This is a genomic window from Virgibacillus natechei (assembly GCF_026013645.1).
GTDB classification, from domain to species: domain Bacteria; phylum Bacillota; class Bacilli; order Bacillales; family Amphibacillaceae; genus Virgibacillus_L; species Virgibacillus_L natechei.
This window is the reverse complement of sequence record NZ_CP110224.1, coordinates 3,658,559-3,675,864: the sequence shown is the minus strand read 5'-3', so window position 1 is coordinate 3,675,864 and position 17,306 is coordinate 3,658,559. Positions and strand designations below refer to the sequence as shown.

Here is a 17,306-nt window from a genome sequence, read left to right as displayed (position 1 = left end):
GTATCTAGGAAGGTTGCAATTTCTTTGTTCTTTCAAGCCACTTATAATCGAGTAAGATAGCACTTCTTTTTGTACGGGGCGAATCTTTTTAGCTGATACCTTTAGTGCTCGCCATATCCTTTGGGGCAAAATTTGGACGCACCATTCTCATTAAACCAACTTCATCCTTGGACCTCTTCCCCTATCGAATTCCTTCCAATTACTGTAGAAAATGCAAGCGTGAACGGATTATAGAAAGAAATTAAAAAAAGAGCGGACCTATTTGTTTTTATTCATTCAACTTCTCTTTCTTAGGATGTAAGGCATCAAACGAATAAAACGGTTTGGGGCTGAAACATTGGTTGTCTACAGTGGTTCATTTCGTTGTTTTAAGTACTTATATTATTTTGTTCATCGCTATTGTTAAACATATTTTTTACATTTTGGCGTACAAACGAAACGCTTATACAGACGTTTGGTCCATCGATATTGGTCAGTCTAAGGTTTATTATATACTTGCTATTATTGTGTTTCCTTTTTCTTTTTTCTTTGAATGGAGTGTTCTTACGTGGCTTCCGCTTGTTTTTCTCATCTATGGATTTATAACTAAAGTTGGGGCTGAGGACGCCCTCAAGGCAAACGAGCAGCGTGCGTACATGGACAGGTTAGAAGAGGAAAACAAGCAGCTCAGAAAACAGTTAAGTCAAAATGAAGACTGAATTGGTTAAAAGAAACAAGCATCTACTAAAAAGCAGATGCTTGTTTCTTATTTGTCAAAGTTAATTAACCCAGGAGCTTCTGTTGGTTTCCTATTGCAACTAAGGCTAACGTCAAAAGCTTGGCGATAAGCCAAGTTTTCTAATATCCTAAAAACAAACCACTTTTGCTTTCTCTTAATTGTTTTTAGTGTAAGATTATATTATCATTTATAGTATTGAGTGTATTTTTGTGCAATATTTTACCTAGTGAGAAACAGTTATGTATTGTTTGGCAGTTAAGAAAGTATAACTACTTTCTTAACTGCATAAGTGCAATTAAGGCCTGTGCCATAAAGGCTTGCACTCCAAAGCATAAGAGATTCTAACAAAGCGAAGAACGCTTTTTAAGAATCCCTTTAACAAAAGCCAAGTTTTCTAAGGAATGAATTCGCTGTGCATATGTAAAATATATGGTGAGAAAAGAGGAATAACGTTGAAAATTGGAATTGATAAGATAGGATTTTATACACCACATCTATATGTTGATATGAACGAATTAGCTGTAGCAAGAGATATAGACCCTGGAAAATTCACGGTCGGTATTGGTCAGGAAAAGATGGCGATTGCTCCAATCACACAGGATTCCGTTACGCTAGCAGCGAATGCAGCATTGGAGATTTTAGATGAAGAAGATAAGGACAAGATTGACTTTGTTATTTTTGGAACAGAGACAGGCGTCGATAGTTCTAAATCTGCAGGGGTTTATGTCCACGAATTATTAGGATTGAACCCACAAGCTCGGACCATTGAGGTGAAGCAGGCTTGTTATGGAGCCACTGCAGGTATTCAAATGGCAAAAGGTCATATTGCATTGAATCCAGAAAGTAAGGTATTGGTATTAGGTTCGGATATTGCGAGATATGGCTTGAATACCTCGGGGGAAGCAACGCAAGGAGCAGGAGCGGTTGCATTATTGATGAGTGCAGATCCTACTATTATGGCGTTGGAAGATAAAAGTGCCTATTTCACCTCTGATATTATGGACTTTTGGCGTCCAGTCTATTCGGATAAAGCGTTTGTTGACGGAAAATTATCAAATGAACAGTACATTGCATTCTTTTCAAAAGTATGGGGCCAATTCAAAGAGAAGTCAGGTCTGGGGCTAAAAGATTTTGATGCCATTTGTTACCATTTACCATATACAAAAATGGGGCTCAAAGCCTTACGAACGATTTGGGATGAAGGTTCAGATAATGACAAAGAGCGTCTAGAAGAAAACTATACATTTAGCGCCAAGTATAACAGAATTGTTGGAAATATTTATACTGGTTCCTTGTATTTAAGCGTACTGTCCCTGCTTGAGAACAAAGAAGATTTAAAAGCTGGTTCAAGAATCGGTTTATTCAGCTATGGTTCTGGAGCCGTAGGGGAATTCTTTACAGGTATTCTGCAACCAAATTATAGGGATCATTTATACGTCGATAACCATACGGAACTATTCCAATCTCGAACAGCAGTATCGGTTTCCGAATATGAAGAGACTTATGAAGATACGTTGCCAATGGATGGATCAACCATGGAACTGGATATTGACAACGATCCAGCGACAATTTGTTTAGCAGGAATAACAGCTGACCAGCGTCAATATGTGAATAAACGAAATAAATAAGCGTTTGATGAGCGCTGGGAAGAGGTGTCTTCTCAGCGCTTTTACGTCTCGGCCGATACATATAAACCACCTATTCTAGCCAACCTAAACGAGTGGAGGTGTTTTTATATGGGAAAAAGAAGGAAAAATGATAATGGCGTTAGCGATGAACAAGCTGTTAGAAAGAAATTACCGAAGGATTTTGATCATGAGATGGCAAATGAACCTCTAACAGAAAATGAAAAATTAAATAACAAGAAAACGAAAAAACGACAGTGATCGTGTAGGGGGAGTGACTTGATATCATTCCCCCCTCATACAATTTAAGTAAGGGTGGTAGAAAGATGGAAGTCAGAATAGAGTTCATGTATCAGACACCCAAAGGATTAGGCACAACATTTAGCTCAGACGTAATGGCTGCAGAAGAAGCAATCGTGATAGCTGACGATTTAAATAAGACAGGGCGAACGAAACATGTCGCCTTTATCGATAGCTATGGAAATACATGGACGTTGAAGGAACTTAAGAAAATGATGGAGGAAATTCAAACAGAACCTCATAACGTGATGGTTTATTTTGATGGTGGTTTTGATCCAAAAACAAAGAAATCTGGATTAGGTTGTGTGATTTATTATGAACAAAATAACAAATCTTTTCGACTGCGTAGAAATGCATTAATCGAGGAGATGGACAACAATAACGAAGCAGAATATGCTGCCATTCATCTCGGTGTACAAGAATTAGAATGCTTAGGCGTTCATCATATAGCCGTCACATTTGCTGGTGACTCTAAGGTTGTTATCAATCAATTGGACGAGGAATGGGTGTGTTATGAAGACAGTTTACTGAAATGGATAGAACGAATTGAACGTAAACTAGACCGATTAGGAATCAACCCAACATACAAACGAATTCCACGAAAAAACAATCAGGAAGCCGATCAATTAGCTTCCCAATCCTTAAATGGAATTGAAATCATAAGTACGAAGGAACAATAGAGCGAATACTTATTACGGATAATGGTGGAAGTCCTCGGGAAGTGCACGGGCGATTATTCCCGTATCGTATTCACGTCATAAGCTGCACGGATGCCAGATTCAATAGCTCCTTCGACCCACCCATGAAAGGAAGAAGCGTGTTCACCTGCGAAGTGTAGCCTCCCTTCAGGCCGTGGAATGCTGTCGCCAAAAGCAGTCTCCTGACCAGGGGTGTACAAGGTAAAGCACCCCGCAGAGAAAGGGTTTTGGCTCCAATTGAATGATACCGCCTGTAAGTATTCATCGTAAACCTGCTTCCCATATACATTTGCTAGGTCTTTAAGAACATAACGAATAATGTCTTCCTTCGCTAAACTATTCCATAACATAGCATCCTGCCCCCAACTATAGCTGGCAAGAAGTACGCCTGATTCGTGACTTCCATTCGTTGGACTAGGCGTAATCGAAAACTGTATCGGAAGGTCTGACGTGCTATTACCTACTTGATCGTACTCCCAAAAACGATGTTTGAATTCTATTCCAATTTTTACAGCTGGAACATAGTTGAGTTCTCGAATGGCTCGCCATTTCTTAGAAGAAATAGAGTGATGAGGAACGACGTCGATGAACTTAAATAAGGAGAAGGGAACAGTGATCACGGAAAAATCACCTGAAAATTCATGTAAATCTCCAGTTACCCGATCTTTTGTTATAAGACTTACCTCTTTTTCTTTTTGTATTATTTTTTCTACCTTTTGCCCGTATAAAATGTCGTTATAAAGCGCTGGCAAGAAAGAGAAAGGGAGGGAGTCATTCCCACCGCTAAGTTCATAAAATGTCTCTTGCGTAATAATCGGGAGAATAACGGTTAAGGCATCAACAAAAGAATGCTCTGTTATTCCGCTAATACCAAATAGTACATTAATTTTACGGATGGCGTTTGCGGATAAGGATGGTCCTAGTGGGTTATGTCGTAAAAAGTTTCGTATGGAATAATGATCATATTTTTTTCTTAATTCTGCTTGTTGCTTGGGTGTGCTAGTGGAATATAGATCGATATAGGGTTGGACTGCTAGGAAGAAAAGTTCAGCCGCTGTTTTTCCTTTCTCCCATCCCTGTAATGGAAATCCCAATATATCAGGATTCTGCTCATAAGTTGAACGGGTGGTCAGCTTGTTGTTAGCAAATGTTAAATCATTTGGCGAGGGTTGAATAAATGGATTTGTACGCAGTTTAAAATGACGAATGTATTCGGATAGGAGAACATGATTATCTGGTAATCGCATGGCTCCTACGTCTAAGTAATTCCCTTGGAAAAATGGTTGTCTTATTGTGAGAATTCTTCCGCCAATGCGATTGTTTCCTTCAAGAATCGTAACGTTATGTCCAGCTTGTTTCAATAAAGATGCTGCCACTAACCCAGCCATTCCAGCCCCTACAATAATTACTTTTTTCAAAGAACTGCTTTGTCTTAACCCATTTTTTATAATAGGGAGCATATCATCAGGATAAGCAAGCGAGGAAGCGCTCGCTGAATAACTATTCATATCTCCACCTCCCTTGTTATAATATGAGGTGTTGAGGCATGATATGTTACGACTATCTACCCAGAAATCAACCGGAATGGGACATAGGGACAGGTTCCTTGTCTCAGGTGAACGGAGACCCTGGGCTGTTAGCTGGCTTAATTGTTATCGTCTTCGTCTCTCTTTTTACCTGCTTTTCACTAGCACTTCTTTCGCCTTCTTTCTGTCTTCTTTGTCACTTAGTACATACAAGGTATCCCCATTTTCTATGACAGAATTTCCAGTTGGTGTTATTAACTTTCTTTCCCTAGTAATGCCGATAATCAATGTATTATCGGGTAATTTTAGGTCGGTCAAGGAAGTGCCAATAGCTGGTGATTGCTTCGTTATTTTCACCTGCATAATTTCTGAATCTGTTTCTCCTAGGTTAATTAACTCCATACTCGTATTTGCATCCTTGTCATCGTTGTCTGTTAATCCTAACTTGGTTGCAAGCCATGATAGTGTACTACCTTGTGTCAAGGCGGAAATCAAGACAACGAAAAAGACCGCATTAAAAATGACGCCACTATTTTCCACACCTGCCATAACAGGGTATATGGATAACACGATCGGTACAGCGCCCTTAAGCCCTGCCCAGGAAATAAACACCTTTTGATTAAAGGTATACTTCATGAATGCCATGCTAATAAAGACAGCGATGGGACGTGCGATAAACATTAAGATGACGGCTAGGAGGATGCCCTGCCAGAAGACGTCAAGTATTTGGCTAGGGAAGACGAGCAACCCCATTAAGGTAAACATAACGATTTGCATCATCCAGGCAAAACCTTCATTGAAACGTAAAATTGAGAATCGGTATGTTAAGTCACTATTCCCCACAAAGACAGCCATTACATAGACTGCTAGGAGTCCGCTACCACCTAGAAAGTCGGTTAAAGCGTAGGTGAGAATGGCAAAACCCATAGCAAAAACCGGATATAAACCGTATGTGTCGAGTTTAATATGATTAATTATCAGTACGGTAACTTTTCCAAGTAGTAACCCAAGCGCAAGTCCTAGTCCCATTTGAATAAAGAAACTGCCGACAGTGGACCAAATAGAAGCATCTGGTATTTGAATCAACTCAATTAAGGCAACCGTTAAAAAGACAGCCATTGGGTCATTGGAACCGGATTCTGCTTCCAAAGTAGCAGTTAACCGTTTCTTAAAGTTTTTATTACCTAAAACGGCAAACACAGCTGCAGCATCTGTTGAGCCAACGATAGCACCCAGAAGCATCCCTTCTAATAGGCTGAAGTCCAGGATGTATACGGCAGCTAACCCAGTTACGGCAGAGGTGATCAAGACTCCTAATGTAGCTAAAGTACCTGCTGCTCCAAGAACGGGGCGAATACTCTTCCATTCCGTCTGTGAACCCCCGTCAAATAGAATAATAATCAACGCCATGATTCCGATGAATTGGGTAAGCTCAACATTATCAAAGTATAGAAAGTTATTAAGCAACATGCCCGCTAACAGGAATAATACAAGTGCAGGCAAACCAAGTCGAGAAGAGAATTTCGTGGCAAATACGCCAATGAGCAACATGAATGCAAGTAAAAATATTAGGGTCTCAATATCTATATTCAAAATCAACAATCCTTCCCGAAAAACATTTAGTGGGACATAGGGACAGGCACCTTGTCCCAGGTAAACTGAAAGACTGGGCTATTCCCTGTAAATTTAGCGAACGCGATCGATAACACTTTTCGATATTCCTATGAGGGACATAGGGACAGGTACCTTGTCCCAGGTAAACTGAAAGACTGGGTTGTTCCCTGTAAATTTAGCGAACGCGATCGATAACACTTTTCGATATTCCTATTATTCTTGATAATTGTCTAACAGATACACCATTCATTCCTTTTAGTTTGGAAATAATTTCATCTCTGTTTTTCTTTTCCATCTGCTGCAATATACTATTATTTGGAATCCCCAATGCAACCAAATGACTTCTTACTTCACTATCTGATGTTTTCACTTTTAAGTGATCATCTAAACATTGATCATCATTAGACTCTTGCATATAATCGGTGAATAGTTGGATGGCTTTGCTTCTGTTTGAGGAAAATAATTGGAGCGCAAAATCAATATCAACTACGTTTGTAGGATCTAAATACTCATTCATGCTTGTCCATTTACAGTCGAATACACTGTTCTCTAGACCGGCTTTTAGGGGGTTATGGTGTATATAGCGTAAAACGGTTAAAAAGTAAGAGATAGTCTCTACATTTTCACTTTTAAATCTATCCTGAAATAAATGCCCAGAACGCTCATACTTGTTGTTGTACCAATATACATAACTTGAGCTAATCCTTTGAATAGCCTTTGACACTGTCTCTTCAGTCTCTTTTATCAATAAGTGAACATGATTATCCATTAAACAGTATGAATAAATCTTAATTTTACTTATATTTTTAAACCTTTTTATCGTTTCTAAAAGCCTTAATCTGTCTTCATCATCTTCAAATATAGTTTGTCTATTTACTCCTCTCAACATAATATGATAGATTCCATTACGGCTAGCCCTTCTTGCTTTTCTTGGCATATATGAATCACCTCAAAACCAATATTTTCACACCTTTCTAACAATTACAAGATAAGCTATTTAGATTTAAAGGTCAAGAACACCCATTCACACTAAAATGGATTTTTTAGATGCTCCCTATATTGAAAATGTAAATTCATTTGCCTTATTATCATGAAATTGGAAAGTCTCATTGCAACCAGCGGGGTGAAAGTTAATTTTATAGTATTTTACATACAGGGGGACATAGGGACAGGTTCCCTGTCCCAGCACCTAAATGGATAGAGTGTTTCTAATCAATAACAAAATGGCTCCCTGCCATTAAATCCAAATTAGGTTTATAAACCTTAATAAAACTGGCTAATTCAAACCCTATTTCGGTATTCACATTATTCATTTATGAACAAGGGGGACGAGGTTCCTGTCCCTACGCCCCCTTGGCATACGTCCAATTACGCCACAAGCTCTCCATCGGCCCTTGTTTAAATCGCTTTAAATAAAAATGGCTTACAAAGACTTGAAGAATATAGATAACGAGAGCGATGAGAAAAGCTACGCTGCTAGATACTTGGCCAAAAAGACCTGCTCCATAGCCATAGAATATGCCAACAGCGATGAGGGACTGAAGTAAATAATTGGTCAGCGCCATCCGACCTACTGAAGCAAAGGGCATGAACAGTTGTTGTATTTTCCCATTGCGCAAAAGTAGGACTACTGCCGATACATAGAACAGCATCAGAAATGGCCCCGAAACCATGTTGATACCTTGATAGATTCCTTGCGTCAGATAAGCAGGCAGGCCAAGCCCATGATAGGAAATAGCTACTCCGAGAAATGTCAAAGGAATGCCGACGATGAGGCCGACTAGGCACAGAACCTTCCATTTCTTTAAATTTTTTTCAACGTCATGAAACATTTGATTCTTACCCATATATAAACCGATCAGAAAAAGCGGCAAAATGGAAGGGACAACAAACAAAACCTGCATGAGGACTGGCAAAGCCTCGTTTGTAATCCGGAACGACAGGATTTCACCCAGGCTACCACTACGCATGATTGCCGAGCCAGCCTCCGTCTCTTGTTTCATTTCGGCTGCACTCATCATCCCTTCATCCATGCTGTATTGCAGGCCAAAGCCGCTAAGCATTATAAAGGCTCCTGTCACTAGTGAGGTGACTAGCAATAGCCCGACAATCCAAAAAACAATCGTTTTTCCAGCACGATGAAAGAAGAATGGTAATAAGAAACCGGTGATCGCATACACATGCAAAATATCGCCACTCCAAATAAAAAAGAGATGAAAAAGTCCGAGCACGAGCAGAAAGACTAATCTTCTATAGAAAACCGCTCTAGGGGAAAACGCTTGAGCTTCTAATCGTTGGTAGAAAATATAGAAACCAAGACCAAATAGCAATGAAAACATGGGATAGAACTTTCCCACGATAAAAAACTCTGTGAATAAGGTAACACCTGCATTTAAGGTGCTCTCGGGTAGCGTGGCTCCATTAAGGAAAACTTCTATATCCGTAAAAGTAAGTGTTTTAAACGCAACCATATTGGCCAACAGAATGCCAAATAAGGCTAACCCCCGTATTATATCAAGCGAATGAATGCGTTCATGCGGTGCAATCGTATTTGGTCGCATAACAGTTCCCACCTTAACAGCATAATTTTCCAATTGTAGTATAACCTATCTTGGATTGCCAGTCGAGTCGGATTTATGAAAGGGGGACAAGGAACCTGTCCCCCTGTCCCGATCTCCTAATCGGCTTCCTCACTTTCAACAAGGGATTCAATTGTTTTTAAATGATCAGTCTCACTAATTATTTCATAGTCATCGATGTAATTATCGTTCACGCTCAACGTGAAACTGTCTGTTTTTAATACATTTTCTTCAATCTCATTGGTCGTACGAATGCTTATTCGATATTTTCTATCAATAGGACGAGCTTCTTGGTCTTCACGGAGCTCTACTTCTGAAAAATCCTCTAAAATACGTTCGGTAATTTCCTCATCTCCTATGGTTACACTCGCTTTTCTCTCTGGTATATCGCTGGAAAGATCATTAATCGTGATGGAAATGTCTCGAACCGTATTTTCTTCATTAATTTGGTTGGAAACAAGCTCTTGAAAAGTTGTATATTTTGATTGATAAACGATAAAGATGGTTCCAACGACTACTATAGCCACCGCAACAATGAGTGTACTTCTTTTTTTGAACAATAAGCTCAGGAAAAATGTTAAAAGAATAATTGCATTTCCAATAAGAAATAAATCACCGAATTGTAATAAGAAATCAATGAGTGTGTTCATTTAGGTACCTCCGTTTTGGATTACCTGCTTATGTGTAGTTATTTCAGAATTATATTACTTATTTTAATATAAATTCTCCTTTTCTTAAACCATTATTTTATAGCAGGGGGACAAGAAACCTGTCCCCCTGTCCCGAGCACTATGTCCTCTTGTTTACCTCATAAGCCGCGCGGATTCCGGATTCAATCGCTCCTTCAATCCATCCGTGAAAGGACGATGTGTGCTCTCCAGCGAAATGCAGCCTTCCTTCAGGACGGGGAATAGAGTCTGCAAAGTCGGTTTCCTGTCCCGGGGCGTACATGGTGAAGCACCCAGTGGAGAAGGGATCCTGGCTCCAATTAATTACTACACCTTGCAAATATTCGTGGTAAACTTGATCCCCATAAATTTTTGCCAAGTCCTCCAGTACATAATAAATGATGTCTTCTTTCGCCAATCCATTCCACAACAACGCGTTTTGCCCCCAGCTATAGCTTGCCAGAAGCACACCCGGTCCTTTACTGCCAATCTGATGACTAGGGATGTAGGTAGCTCTTATGGGTAAATCTGACACACTATTGCCCATCTGAAACCTCTCCCAGAAACGGTGTTTGAATTCAATTCCGACCTTTATCGCGGATACATTTTTAAGCTCGCGGATCGCCTGCCGTTTCTTAAAGGAAATAGAATGATAGGGAACGACATCGATCAATTGGAATACAGGAAAGGGAATCGTGGTGATAGCAAAGTCTCCTGAAAATTCATGCGACTCCTGAGTGAACTGGTTTTTTGTTATAACACGTATATCTGCCTCGTTTTGTATAATTTTTTCCACCTTTTCGCCATACAAAATGTCTTTATAAAGCTCTGGCAGAAAGGCTAATGGAATTTGGTCATTGCCACCTGTAACTTCATAAAATGCAGCGTCCGTATCAAAAATAGGGAGAATAATTTTTAAAATATCAACGAAAGAAAGCGCCGTTAGCCCTTCAATTCCAAATATCACATTGATCTCACTGATTGCATTCACTGACAAGGAAGGACCTATCGGGTTATAACGCAAAAAATCCTGCATGGAATAACGATCATATTGTTTTTCTAATTGATCTTGTTGCTCAGGGCTGCTGGTTGAGTAGAGGTCGATAAAGGGTTGTACTGCTAAGAGAAAGAGTTCTGTCGCTGTTTTTCCTTTTTCCCAGTTCTTAACCGGGAATTCTATTATATCTGGGTTCTGATCATAAGATGCAAGTGTGGTTCGTACGTTATTAACAAAGATTAAATCATGCGGCGAAGTGTTGATAAAACGATTGGTGCGGAGATGGAAGCGGCGAATATATTCAGCTACGAGGAAATGGTCGTCGGGTATTCGCATCGCCCCTGCATCTAAATAATTTCCCTGGGTGAATGGCTGTCTAATGGTGAAGACTCTTCCTCCTAAGCGGTTGTTTCCTTCCAGGATGGTGACGCTATGTCCAGCTTGTTTCAATAAGGATGCGGCCACAAGTCCAGACATGCCAGCTCCTGCAATAATTATTTTTTTCGGCGAGGTGCTTCTGTTTAATCCGTTTCTTATAATGGCGAGCATATCATCAGGATACGTGAGTGAAGATACGGAATGTCTATGCAAATGCTTACCTCCTTTTTTTTACATTATGAAAATAGATGGTAGGATATGCATGGAGGAGCCTGCCCCTCACCGCTTTATCACTTTAGCGTAGCGCGGAACAGCCCCCATACGATATAATGAACAATAGAGACAACTTACTAATTAACATAAGGTGGAGATACCTATGAAAGCCTTCCATGTAAGCCGACTTGCTGTTCGTCGCTTTTTACTGGAAACCCAACACCTTCTTTCTCCTGGTGATGATACCGGACATCGCTCTGTTTTGGAAAGCACGTCACAGATGATTCGGCAACTGGAATGTGTTCAACTTGATCCCATTGCCTCTGTGGAGCGTAATCAGCATCTTGTGCTGGCAGCGCGAATTCCTGGTTACCAGTCTGGAATGCTAAATGAGCTGTTATCTCAAGGGCAATTATTTGAGTATTGGGCGAATGCAGCTTGTACGATTCCAATGGAGGATTATCTGATATTTGAAGCAACGCGAAGTCGATTTCGAACGCGGTCACAAGCGGAACTGGATAAACTTGAACCTGCTGTGCGTGATGTGCTGGAAAGATTACAGGTGGAGGGTTCGCTTCCTTCCCGGGCCTTCCGTTCTACAGAGCGTGTTCGTGGTGGGTGGGATAACAAAATACCCAAAACCAAAGCAACGTCCCGTGCCTTAAATCTGCTTCTAGACATAGGGAAGATACGGGTCGTCAGAAGAGAGGGCAGCGAGCGGTTCTTTGATCTTACAGCACGTACCATACCACCGGAGTTGTTGGAAGAAGCTGAAATGACGGACGAAACTACATCCAGTGAAGCACTTTTAGAAAAATACCTGCGAGCATATCGTGTGTTTGATACCGGGGACGCTCGATTCGGTTGGCAAAAGTTAAGCGCTAAGGAACGTCGCGCGGCCATCACGAAACGTGTTGATTCAGGAAAGGTTATCCCATTGGAAATGGAGGGCGTTCGCCGGCCCTATTTCATATTGGCCACAGACCTTGATAGGTTAAAAGAACATGAACGAAATGTTCAAGCGTTTTCGACAGACGAGGCACCAATCCGATTTCTTCCACCACTGGATAACTTACTCTGGCGCCGGGAGCGATTAGTCGATCTTTTTGACTTCACCTACAAATGGGAGGTATACACACCAAAGGTCAAACGTCGCTATGGTTATTATGCCATGCCAATTCTAGCCGGTGACCGTTTGATTGGCCGGCTAGACCCTGGATTAGATAGAGAGAACAATCGACTGCATATTCGCTTGCTGCAGCTAGAACCTGAGGTTAAGGTAACGCCCCACCTTCGGAAAAACATAGGACAAGCACTGGAGGCTTTTGCAGCATTTCACCATGCAAGTGATATCATGATAGAACGGATGGAGCCAGAGGGGGCTGTCCCCCATCGCTATATCACTTTAGCGTAGCGCGAGACAGCCACCCCCACAACTGGAAAGGAGATTAGGATGGAGAAACTAACGATTGGAGCGCTCTTAGATGTTATTGGTGAGCTTTTTTCGGATGAGATATCGATTGCTGTGACCAATACGATTGAATATATTTATTACCGACCTAGCAAGCGAATTGACTTAAAGATTCGTGCAGGAGATCCAATAAAAGAAAGTACGCTTGCATATAAAGCATTATCGACCGAACAAAAGGTGTCAGAATTCATCAACCGCAATGTACTTGGTGTCCCTTATCATGGGATGGCTGTGCCGTTTCATTATGATGGGAAGCTGGAGGGCTGCGTTCTGGCGATATATCCTGCTTTTACGAAGGGAAAATCGGTTGTGACGGTAAAGTCAGATGACGGATGGAAGCCGATCCCCTTCGATCAGGTAACGTATTTAGAGGTAAAGGAACGGAAAACCAACGTAATTGCTGATGATTATTGGGGAGTACATAATAAAACGTTACAGGAATTTGAGTACATTTTGCCAAGCGAGTTGTTTATCCGCTGTCACCGCTCATTTATCGTCAATGTTACCCATATTGATGACATTTTTCCAGATACCCATTCCACCTTTATTTTAAAAATGAATAATGGAGACCAAATTCCCGTCAGTCAATCCTATTCAAGTTATTTTAGAAAACTATTGGACTTTTGAGTGGATATGCTGTTTGAAACATAAAATTTTCTGTTTCAAACAGCTATTCGCTTTTTCCCTCATAAAAACGCAAATAAGTAAGCGTTTACTTTATAATGGGTGTTACACACATTATGAAAGAGGGATGAGCATGGAGAATAAAAATAATCGGATTAAAGATTCTCGCCTTCATGACCGGGTTGTTACAGCAGAGGAAGCAGCATCCTGGATTCATGATGGAATGAATTTGGGGTTGAGTGGTTTTACACGTGCAGGTGATGCGAAGGCAGTGCCAACAGCTCTTGTAAAGCGAGCGAATAATGGAGAAGATTTTAAAGTGAACATGTATACAGGGGCATCCATGGGATCTGATATTGATAAACTTTTTGCAGAAGCCGGTATCATCAATAAACGGTTGCCGTTCCAGGCGGATGCAACAATGAGAAAAGAAATAAATACAGGCGGGCATTTATTTGTGGATCACCATTTATCACATACCGCTGAATTACTGCGCGGAGATGTACTGGAGACTGTTGATTACGCGATTTTGGAAGCGATTTCGATTAAAGAGGATGGCGTGATTATTCCGTCAACATCCATTGGAAACTCGCTGGCATTTGCGGAAAATGCGAAATCCATTATTGTTGAAATTAATTTGGCACAATCGGAGTTACTGGAAGGGATGCATGACTTATACAGCCCTGGTAAGCAAGGAAATCGTGCGCCAATTCCATTAACAAGAGGGCATGAGCGAATTGGTCAAAAAGGAATTTCAGTTGACTGGGAGAAAGTACAGGGGATTGTTTTTACCAACCAGCTGGACTCACCGTCAACGATCACGGCACCAGATGAAGAAACGAAAATAATGGCTGATCATTTGCTGGACTTTTTGCGTAGTGAGATTGATTCCGGCAGATTAACTAAGCAGCTTGCACCATTACAATCAGGTATCGGATCTGTAGCTAACGCGGTGCTCCATGGCATGGTGGGGTCAGAGTTTAAGGACCTGGAGGTATATTCCGAGGTACTGCAGGATGCTGTGTTTGATTTAATCGATGCAGGAAAGGTAAAGCATGCTTCCTGCTGTTCGATCACGCTTTCAGAAGACAAAATGAATCAGGTATTCAGCAATTTTGAAAAATATCGTGACAAATTGATTATGCGTCCACAGGAAATGTCAAACCATCCGGAAATTATCCGCAGGCTTGGTTTGATTTCCATCAATACCGCATTGGAGTTTGATATTTACGGAAATGTGAATTCCACGCATGTGAGCGGGACAAAAATGATGAACGGCATTGGTGGTTCAGGAGACTTTGCCCGGAATGCGCGCTTGGCTATTTTCGTAACGAAATCGATTGCAAAAGGTGGGGACATTTCAAGTATCGTTCCATTTGCTTCTCATATCGACCATACGGAACATGATGTGGATATTGTAGTTACAGAGCAAGGTTATGCAGATTTACGGGGGCTTGCGCCAAGGGAGCGTGTGCCAATGATTATTGAAAATTGTGCGCATCCTTCCTATCGCGGTCAATTATGGGACTATTACCAAGAAGCACTCGAACGCGGAGGGCAGACACCACATGTGCTTGAAAAGGCACTATCCTGGCATACAAATTTTGCAGAAAAAGGAACGATGCGAACGCTAGTAGAACAGAAGTAGATAATGTAGGGGCTGTCCTGGACAGATCCACGAGAGCCGATTTTCTTTCTGGAGAGGGGAAATCGGCTTTTACTCGTACACCAGGAAACTATAGAATTTAAAAGCTGTGGATAACTTATACACTGGAATAGCCACGTCCAGCTCCAGCGCCCAGCAACTATCAAACTTCACACTCCTCCACTACGATAAAGAAGACTTGCCGATTGGCTCTGCCAGAGGCTTAGTCGCACTTATACCCTTGTGGTGAAAGTCAACATCGACTCGCTTCGTTCGTCGTGTTTCCTTTATCTCATTGCGGCAGTGGAAGTTCAACTAAAACCGCCACTTTGCGTGGCAACGTTGAACCACCCGCGATGTGCGGGCGCAGTTTGTACGTTGCTAAACGGGCGCTTGCGCTTTTGTTCCTTTTTGGTTATCGGATTTTACCTAGGGGGGGATTGCGCTGGATTCACATCAAGATATAATAGATAGGAAGGTTATCCTGTATACATAGACCAAGTAGGAGTTTGAAGATATGAAACCATTCACAGAGAACGTCATTACAGTACTCCAGCAAATCCCCGAAGGACTGGTGATGACATATGGGCAAGTGGCCCGTGCTGCGGGTAGCCCACGCGCGGCACGTCAGGTCGTTCGCATTCTACATTCCATGAGCCGAAAACATGACTTGCCATGGCATCGTGTCATTAACGTGAAGGGGCAGATTGCGTTGAAAAGTGAGGAAGGAATCATGAATCAGAAGTCGATGCTGGAGGATGAAGGCATAGAGGTTAGCGAGACAGGAAACGTGGATTTGGGTACGTACCAATTTCATCCGGATGTGATTTTAGATGAAGGAGATACTCCTTAATTGAAGGCTCTTTTCGTTGGGACGAGTAAGTGCAGTCCCAGTTTCAGTCTTTTAGAAAACAGCCTTATTCGAAACCCTTTGCTTGATAGGGGGTTACTATTGTGAAATAATTGAAAATATAGACCAATATAAAAGGAGATATGCCACGTGAAAGTTCTTGTAATTGGTGCAAACGGACAAATTGGGAAACATATCGTCGATCAACTGCAAAGCAGTAATGATCATACAGTTAAAGCAATGGTACGCAAAATTGAACAGGCAGAGACCTTAAAAGAGTCTGGTATAGAAGCCGTTGTGACGAACCTGGAAGGCAGTGTGGACGGAATTACAGAAGCAGCCAAAGGTTGTGATGCGGTTATATTTACAGCTGGATCCGGGGGTAGTACGGGAGCGGATAAAACCATTTTAATCGATCTTGATGGTGCAGTTAAATCTGTGGAAGCCGCAGAGCAAGTTGGAGCGAAACGTTTTATCATGATTAGCGCGATCCAGTCCAATAACAGAGAAAATTGGCCGGAAAAGATTGCCCATTATTCGGCAGCCAAGCATTATGCAGATAGAATGCTAGAAGCAAGCAATTTAAACTATACGATCCTCCGACCGGGTGGCCTTTTAAACGAACCGGGCACTGGAAAAATTGCAGTAGCAGATAGCTTGAGCAGAGGTGACATTCCACGTGAGGACGTTGCACGAACAGCTATATCAGCCTTAACCGAGGAAAACACGCAAAAGCGCGCATTTGACCTCATTTCAGGCGAGACGGAGATTGCAGAAGCTTTGAAAAACGTATAAATAAACAAAGGCAAACAGTGCTGCTGTTTGCCTTTGTTTATGCATAGGAAACTATAAAATTTAAATGCAGTGGATAACTTATATACTGGAATAGCCACGTCCAGCTCCAGCGCCCAGCAACTATCAAACTTCACACTCCTCCACTACGATAAAGAAGACTTACTGATTGCCAAGCCGGCAGGCGTAGGCAGAAGTAAAGTCGCACTTATACCCTTGTGGTGAAAGTCAACATCGACTCCCTTCGTTCGTCGTGTTTCCTTTATCTCATTGCGAAGTGCTCCAGTTTGTACGTTGCTAAACCGGCGCTTGCGCTTTTGTTTATTTATCGCAGTTTAACGGACAACAAACCCCCACTGAATGAAGCTCTACTTTATCGATCGTTTTTTTCTTTCTGCTTTGCATCAGGTCTGTTTCTCCCTTACAATAAAGGTGAAACCTTTTGTCGACTTTTATCGTATATAAGAGGATGTTCAAAAAGCCCGGTACTCAAAGCTACGCCGCCTCGAACTTTCGACGCACAGGACGTGCTAGTGTCGGCGTTACAGGCAGGACGCCTGTGACTTTAGCCGACGCGGTCCTTTTTATCCTCCTTTTTGAACACGGAC

Annotated in this window: 15 protein-coding genes; 9 read left to right on the top strand and 6 right to left on the bottom strand. The window is 41.5% G+C overall.

All coding sequences use genetic code 11. The features are described from left to right. Positions 1 to 341 precede the first annotated feature (341 nt). The 4 genes from OLD84_RS18355 (at position 342) to OLD84_RS18340 (ending at position 3,323) form a co-directional block, all read left to right on the top strand. Positions 342 to 698: a hypothetical protein gene (locus OLD84_RS18355; RefSeq protein ID WP_209463369.1), complete on the top strand. Its 357-nt coding sequence runs from the start codon at positions 342 to 344 to the stop codon at positions 696 to 698. Positions 699 to 1,170: 472 nt separating this feature from the next. Then, positions 1,171 to 2,346: a hydroxymethylglutaryl-CoA synthase gene (locus tag OLD84_RS18350; RefSeq protein WP_209463370.1), complete on the top strand. Its 1,176-nt coding sequence runs from the start codon at positions 1,171 to 1,173 to the stop codon at positions 2,344 to 2,346. 108 nt (positions 2,347 to 2,454) lie between these two features. Continuing rightward, on the top strand, positions 2,455 to 2,604 hold the full coding sequence (gene sspO, locus OLD84_RS18345; RefSeq protein WP_209463371.1) for a small acid-soluble spore protein O: 150 nt from the start codon (positions 2,455 to 2,457) through the stop codon (positions 2,602 to 2,604). Positions 2,605 to 2,669: 65 nt separating this feature from the next. Continuing rightward, positions 2,670 to 3,323 carry a ribonuclease H family protein gene (locus OLD84_RS18340; RefSeq protein ID WP_209463372.1) on the top strand — a complete coding sequence of 218 codons (654 nt, stop codon included), beginning with the start codon at positions 2,670 to 2,672 and terminating at the stop codon, positions 3,321 to 3,323. Positions 3,324 to 3,376: 53 nt separating this feature from the next. Here OLD84_RS18340 and OLD84_RS18335 read toward each other — a convergent pair whose 3' ends face one another. The 6 genes from OLD84_RS18335 to OLD84_RS18310 all read right to left on the bottom strand — a co-directional run bounded on the left by OLD84_RS18335 (position 3,377) and on the right by OLD84_RS18310 (position 11,316). Beyond that, positions 3,377 to 4,849: a flavin monoamine oxidase family protein gene (locus tag OLD84_RS18335; protein WP_209463373.1), complete on the bottom strand. Its 1,473-nt coding sequence runs from the start codon at positions 4,847 to 4,849 to the stop codon at positions 3,377 to 3,379. A gap of 165 nt (positions 4,850 to 5,014) precedes the next feature. Then, positions 5,015 to 6,460 carry a potassium/proton antiporter gene (locus tag OLD84_RS18330; RefSeq protein ID WP_209463374.1) on the bottom strand — a complete coding sequence of 482 codons (1,446 nt, stop codon included), beginning with the start codon at positions 6,458 to 6,460 and terminating at the stop codon, positions 5,015 to 5,017. A 196-nt stretch (positions 6,461 to 6,656) separates the two neighbouring features. Continuing rightward, positions 6,657 to 7,418, bottom strand: coding sequence for a transposase (locus OLD84_RS18325; protein WP_209463375.1), 762 nt, complete (start codon positions 7,416 to 7,418; stop codon positions 6,657 to 6,659). 406 nt (positions 7,419 to 7,824) lie between these two features. Then, complete coding sequence (locus OLD84_RS18320; RefSeq protein ID WP_209463376.1) at positions 7,825 to 9,042, bottom strand: DUF418 domain-containing protein; 1,218 nt, start codon at positions 9,040 to 9,042, stop codon at positions 7,825 to 7,827. A gap of 116 nt (positions 9,043 to 9,158) precedes the next feature. Beyond that, entirely contained in the window at positions 9,159 to 9,710 is a 552-nt protein-coding gene (locus OLD84_RS18315) for a hypothetical protein (RefSeq protein WP_209463377.1), read from the bottom strand. A 139-nt stretch (positions 9,711 to 9,849) separates the two neighbouring features. Then, positions 9,850 to 11,316, bottom strand: coding sequence for a flavin monoamine oxidase family protein (locus OLD84_RS18310; protein WP_319961582.1), 1,467 nt, complete (start codon positions 11,314 to 11,316; stop codon positions 9,850 to 9,852). A gap of 163 nt (positions 11,317 to 11,479) precedes the next feature. Here OLD84_RS18310 and OLD84_RS18305 point away from each other — a divergent pair, with 163 nt between their 5' ends. The 5 genes from OLD84_RS18305 (at position 11,480) to OLD84_RS18285 (ending at position 16,701) form a co-directional block, all read left to right on the top strand. Beyond that, positions 11,480 to 12,730, top strand: coding sequence for a winged helix-turn-helix domain-containing protein (locus tag OLD84_RS18305; RefSeq protein ID WP_209463378.1), 1,251 nt, complete (start codon positions 11,480 to 11,482; stop codon positions 12,728 to 12,730). A gap of 39 nt (positions 12,731 to 12,769) precedes the next feature. After that, positions 12,770 to 13,414: a LytTR family DNA-binding domain-containing protein gene (locus tag OLD84_RS18300; protein ID WP_209463379.1), complete on the top strand. Its 645-nt coding sequence runs from the start codon at positions 12,770 to 12,772 to the stop codon at positions 13,412 to 13,414. A gap of 130 nt (positions 13,415 to 13,544) precedes the next feature. Next, on the top strand, positions 13,545 to 15,059 hold the full coding sequence (locus OLD84_RS18295; RefSeq protein WP_209463380.1) for a succinyl-CoA:acetate CoA-transferase ScpC: 1,515 nt from the start codon (positions 13,545 to 13,547) through the stop codon (positions 15,057 to 15,059). Positions 15,060 to 15,573: 514 nt separating this feature from the next. Further along, positions 15,574 to 15,909, top strand: a complete 336-nt coding sequence (locus OLD84_RS18290) for an MGMT family protein (protein WP_209463381.1) — start codon at positions 15,574 to 15,576, stop codon at positions 15,907 to 15,909. A 147-nt stretch (positions 15,910 to 16,056) separates the two neighbouring features. After that, positions 16,057 to 16,701: an SDR family oxidoreductase gene (locus OLD84_RS18285; protein ID WP_209463382.1), complete on the top strand. Its 645-nt coding sequence runs from the start codon at positions 16,057 to 16,059 to the stop codon at positions 16,699 to 16,701. The last annotated feature ends 605 nt before the right edge of the window (positions 16,702 to 17,306 follow it).